Annotated in this window: 3 protein-coding genes; all 3 read left to right on the forward strand. The window is 33.8% G+C overall.

The annotated features are described in order from the left end of the window. Positions 1 to 430 (forward strand): Ig-like domain-containing protein (locus ACKI5C_RS10745; protein ID WP_407433108.1); only part of this gene is annotated, 430 nt, incomplete at its 5' end. 107 nt (positions 431 to 537) lie between these two features. Next, the gene (locus ACKI5C_RS10750) at positions 538 to 3,879 is read left to right on the forward strand and encodes a C1 family peptidase (protein WP_407433109.1); all 3,342 of its coding nucleotides are present in this window, start codon (positions 538 to 540) and stop codon (positions 3,877 to 3,879) included. 113 nt (positions 3,880 to 3,992) lie between these two features. Then, positions 3,993 to 6,190 (forward strand): C1 family peptidase (locus ACKI5C_RS10755; protein WP_407433110.1); only part of this gene is annotated, 2,198 nt, incomplete at its 3' end.

A 6,190-nucleotide genomic window follows, 5' to 3' on the forward strand; every position in this document is an offset into this window, starting at 1 on the left:
AAATCCTGTTAGTGGAGTTAACATTACCATGAATATTAATGGTGTTTTCTATAACCGTACAACCAATGAAAATGGTACTGCCAGATTAAACATTAATTTAAACCCTGGGGAGTACATATTAACTGCTATTGATCCTTTGACGGGTCTTCAGATGTCATATATCATTACAGTTTTACCTACTCTAAATGCTACTGATTTGGAAATGAAGTATAAAGACGGTTCAACATTTAATGTTACTGTTCTTGATGGTCAAGGTAATCCATTGAAAGGCGCTACAGTTACATTTAATATCAATGGAGTATTTTACACAAGATACTCAGATTCCAATGGAATTTCCAGATTAAATATTAATTTGATGGCCGGCGAATACATCATTACTTCAGAGTATGATGGAATGAGAATCGCAAATACAATAACTATCAAGGATTAATTAACTTAATCCTTTCATTTTTTTAATTAACATTACTATTAACCATTATAATCAAATATAAATACTTAAATACTGATTTTTGACATAATTTTATATGTGTGATAATTATGAAAATAATGAAAATAATGATTGTCATGCTTATTTTGATTATGTCGTTGGGGGCGGTCTGTGCAGCAGATGATATTTCCGATGAGATTATAAGTGATGGCGGTCAAGATACTTTGGAAATAATGCAATATAATATTTATACGACTGGGGAAAGTTCATTCAGTAATTTGGCTGATGAAATAGAAAATGCAGGTACGACTTTGGATTTAACCAAGGATTATACCTTCAACAATGAAACTGACAACAATACTGGAATTTTAATCAGTAAGGATAATTTTGTCCTTAACGGTAACGGTTTTACAATAGACGGAAATAAACAATCAAGAATATTCAACATTACTGCAAACAATGTAACATTAAGCAATCTGATTTTAACTGGAGGTAATGCTGAAAAAGGTGGAGCAATATATGCTACTGGATCATTTATATTAAACAATGTTACTTTCTCTGATAACTATGCAAAAACAGAAGGTGGGGCTATTGGGCTTTATAGTGATGTAATCATAAATTGTGACAATTCAAGATTTATAGACAATTATGCCGAAGCGGGTTCAGCAATATATATTAAGAAAGGTGAACTAAATCTTTACAATACAGAGATTAGTTCAAAAATTTTCAATAAGTATTCTCAAATTGCTGCTCTTAAAAACTCCACACTTTACATAGAAAACTCAACTTTTGCAAACTCCACTTCTTCATATTCTCCTGCATTATATGTTAGGGGTTCTAAAACTTCAATAATCAATTCCAAATTCAATAATTTGAAAGCGAATATTACTGCAGGTGCTATAGGTGTTAGACTAGGTGGTGAGGTATATATCAAAAATTGTGAATTCATAAACACCACTTCCTCTAAAAATGCCGGTGCTGTTTATGCAGATATTGCTGGTGATGGAAATGGAGGTAATGTGACCATACTCGATTCAATATTTAAAGACACATGTTCTGATTTTGGTGGAGCATTCCTTCAATTAGGTGGAGATTTATTTTTGAATAATACTGAGTTTATAAACGGCCATGCAACTTTCAATGGAGGATCAGTTTACCTTTCATGTGTAAACAGTACAATCAATAACTGTACTTTTGATTCAAACTGTGTTGATGATATTGAAGATTATCCAACTTATGGCGGTGCACTATTATTGGATATCGGTACATATAACATTTCTGAATCCAAATTCTTCAATAACACCGCAAGTGCAGGTGCAGCCATCTATGCATACGATTCAGCATATACCATCAGCAATTCAACATTTGAAAACAATATAAATCCTATTTACTCAGTTTTCGATAAACAATCCAATATAGATGAAACAAATATTTTCATTAATGACAACAACATATCAACCAATAATACATTTTATGCAACAATACTTGTTGGAGAAGGTATGCAATTAACATTACTTAATAACACTATTAATGTCAGTACTCTTCCATCCAGATATGATTCACGTGACTGGGGTTGGGTTTCACCAGTTAGATTTCAAGGTTGGATGGGATCCTGCTGGACATTCGGAATGATGGGGGCATTAGAATCTGCATTATTAAAAGCTACAGGCCTTAGAATTGACCTTTCTGAAAATAACATGCAAGATACTATGTTAAGATATTCAATTTATGGTGATTTAGAGTTGGAGGAAGGTGCATTGAACACTGTTGCAGCAAGTTACTTGTTGAGTTGGCTCGGAGCGTTTACACAAAATCTGGATTCATATGATGAAATGGGGAAAATTTCACCAGTAATCACAACCACTCAAGACATTCATGTTCAAGATGTGATATTTATAGCTAATGATGAAGTACCTAATGGTACAAAACTTAAAGAAGCAATCATGAAATATGGTTCTATAAATGTCAATTATTATGGACAATCTCAATATGATGAAGTAAGCCTGTATTATAATACTGAAACATATGCACAATATGTTGATGTGCCTACACGGCAAAATCATGCTGTTTCAGTTGTAGGATGGGATGACAATTTTCCAAAAGAAAAGTTCTTAACTCCACCTCCGGGTGATGGTGCATGGATTGTGAAAAACAGTTGGGATACCAATTGGGGAGACAATGGATATTTATATGTTTCATATTATGACAAATCATTCGTACAATGTGGTCCCGGCGAATTGAATGGACATGCTACTGCAGTAATTCTTGAAAATACACTCCCGTACAATAAAAACTACCAATACGTTATACCATGGGACGGCAGTTTTTTACATGGTGCAGAAACTGTAAGCTATATGAACGTGTTTGAAGCATTGGAAAATGATTTAATTGCTGCTGTCGGAACATTTTTCGAGAAAAGCGGTGATAACTACACTGTTGAAATCTATGTAAACGATGAATTAAAACTAACTCAAAATGGAGTGAGTCCATATATTGGTTACCATACCATAAAATTAAACGAATACGTCCCAATCAAAGAAGGTGATGTCTTCAAAGCAGTAATAACTACAAAAAATATACCATTCATGAAACTTGAATATATGAGAACACATTATACTAATAATATTTCATTCGTTTCTATCGACGGAGCTCCTTGGAGAGATTCTTATAATGAAGGAGTAATTGCTGTTTTAAAAGTCTATACATTACCTCTATCTATTTATACCCAAGATTTGGTTAAAATATATAAAAATGATTCCAAATTTGAAGTTAATATTGGTGTTGCTAATGAAACTGTAACCTTTGAAATCAATGGTATGAATTATACAAGAATTAGTGATGAAAATGGGACTGCTAAAATAGCCATTAATTTAAATCCTGGCAATTACACAATTAAAACAATATTCAATCGTACAACAGTTGAAAACACAATTACTGTATTGCCTACATTAATTGCTGATAACTTAGTTAAATACTTCAGAAATGATTCACAGTTCTATATTGACTTGATTGATGGTGAAGGAAATCCTGTTAGTGGAGTTAACATTACCATGAATATTAATGGTGTTTTCTATAACCGTACAACCAATGAAAATGGTACTGCCAGATTAAACATTAATTTAAACCCCGGAAAGTACATATTGACAGCTATTGATCCGTTGACTGGTCTTCAGATGTCATATAACATTACAGTATTACCTACTTTGAATGCTACTGATTTGGAGATGAAGTATAAAGACGGTTCTACATTCAATGTTACTGTTCTTGATGGTCAAGGTAATCCATTGAAAGACGCTGCAGTCACATTCAATATCAATGGAGTATTTTACACAAGATACTCAGATTCCTATGGAATTGCTAGGTTAAACATTAATCTGATGGCAGGCGAATACATCATTACTTCAGAGTATGATGGAATGAGAATCGCAAATACAATAACTATCAAGGATTAATTAACTTTATCCTTTCATTTCTTTTTTTTTAATTAGCACTGCTATTAACCATTATAATCAAATATAAATACTTAAATACTGATTTTTGACATAAATTTATATGTGTGATAATTATGAAAATAATGAAAATAATGATTGTCATGCTTATTTTGATTATGTCGGTGGGGGTGGTCTGTGCAGCAGATGACATTTCCGATGAGATTATAAGTGATGACGGTCAAGATACTTTGGAAATTACGCAAAACTATATTTTTACGACTGGTGAAAGTTCATTCAGTAATTTGGCTGATGAAATAGAAAATGCAGGTACGTCTTTGGATTTAACCAAGGAATATACCTTCAACAATGCAACTGACAACAATACTGGGATTTTAATCAGCAAGGATAATTTTGTCCTTAACGGTAACGGTTTTACAATAGATGGAAACAACCAAGCAAGACTATTCGCCATTAGCGGAAATAATATTACATTAAATGATTTGATTCTAATCAACGGTAATTATCCGAATTGTGCTGGAATGCGTGTTGTTGGATCAACACTAACATTAAATAATGTTACTTTCATCAACAATTATGCAGACAATCAAGGAGGAGCGATAGGACTTGATAGTTCAATCCTTATTTGTAATAATACTAGATTTATTGATAGTTATGCTGAAGACGGACCATCCATCCTTGTTATGGAAAGTGAAGTGAAACTTTACAATTCATACATAACATCAAAAAATTTCGTTAAAGGTTCCCAAATTTACCTGACTGACCGCACTGAAGCGTATATAGAAAACACTACTTTTGCCAATATTATTTCATCTTATGCACCAGCATTAAATGTTAAATCTGCTAAAGCTTCAATAATCAATTCCAAATTCATTGATTTAAAAGCAAATATTACTGCAGGTGCAATTAGGACTAAAGCCGGTGGAGAACTATATATTGAAAACTGTGAATTCGAAAACGTTACTTCTTCAAAAAATGGGGGAGCCATTTTTGCAGATGTTACTGGATCTACTGACACTACAGGTAATGTGACCATAATTGGCACCAAATTTAAGGACACCTATTCTGAATTTGGTGGAGCATATGTCCAATTGGGCGGAGATTTCGTTTTAAAGAATTCAGAATTCATAAACTCTCATGCCATGTATGATGGAGGCGCAGTTTACCTTTCATATACAAATACTGAAATCGATAATTGTACCTTTGATTCAAATGGAGTCAGCATTATTGAAGGATACTCTACATATGGCGGTGCAATATACTGTGATATGAGTACATTAAATATGACTGAATCTAAATTTTTCAATAATGTGGCAAGTACAGGCAGTGCAATCTATGCATATGATAATTCATATAGCATCATAAAGTCAACATTTGAAAACAATAAAAATCCTATCTACACTGTTTTCGATAAGGAATCTGTTTTAGAAAAGAATACCTATGACGATGATATCTCAATAAACAACACAGATTATGCAACAATAATGATTGGACAGGGCATTCAATTGATATTGCTCAACAATACCGTCAATACCACCAACATTCCAGATAAATTTGATTTACGTGATTACGGATGGGTTTCATCCGTTAAAAATCAGGCGGGAATGGGTGCCTGCTGGACATTCGGAATGACAGGTACCTTGGAATCTGCATTGCTGAAAGCTGCAAACATCACAACTGACTTTTCAGAAAACAACATGCAGAATACCATGCTGAAATATTCAAGATATGGGGCCACTTTACTGATAGAAGGTGGAGCCAACTGTATTTCCACAGGTTATCTGTTGAGCTGGCTTGGAGCATTCACACAGGATGCGGATACCTATGATGAAGTGGGAAAAATCTCACCTGTAATCACAACCCAGAATGATATACACATTCAGGATGTGATGTTCACAGCTAACGACCAAATACCAACCGGCACATTACTTAAATTAGCAATCATGAAATACGGTTCCATAGATGTGTCCTTTTACGGGCAAGCCACATCTGGGGAGGTAAATCCTTATTATAACCCTGAAACCCATGCACATTATGTAAATGAATCTATAGAAGCAAGTCATGCTGTTTCAATTATAGGATGGGACGATAGTTATGATGCAAGCAACTTCTTAATCACACCTCCTGGAAACGGCGCATGGATTGCCAAAAACAGCTATGGTACTGGATGGGGAGACAATGGATTCTTCTATATTTCATATTACGATAAGACATTACTAACATCAAAAGACGTGACTACTTACGCCACTTCAATAATAATCGAAAATACTGAACCGTACAATAAAAACTACCAGTATGCTCTCTTATGGGGAGG

The organism is Methanobrevibacter sp. (assembly GCF_045646045.1).
Taxonomy (GTDB): domain Archaea; phylum Methanobacteriota; class Methanobacteria; order Methanobacteriales; family Methanobacteriaceae; genus Methanocatella.

Excerpts from the sequence above, each read along its gene's own strand:
- ACKI5C_RS10750 (WP_407433109.1), top strand. The coding sequence starts at position 538 with ATGAAAATAATGAAAATAATGATTGTCATGCTTATTTTGATTATGTCG.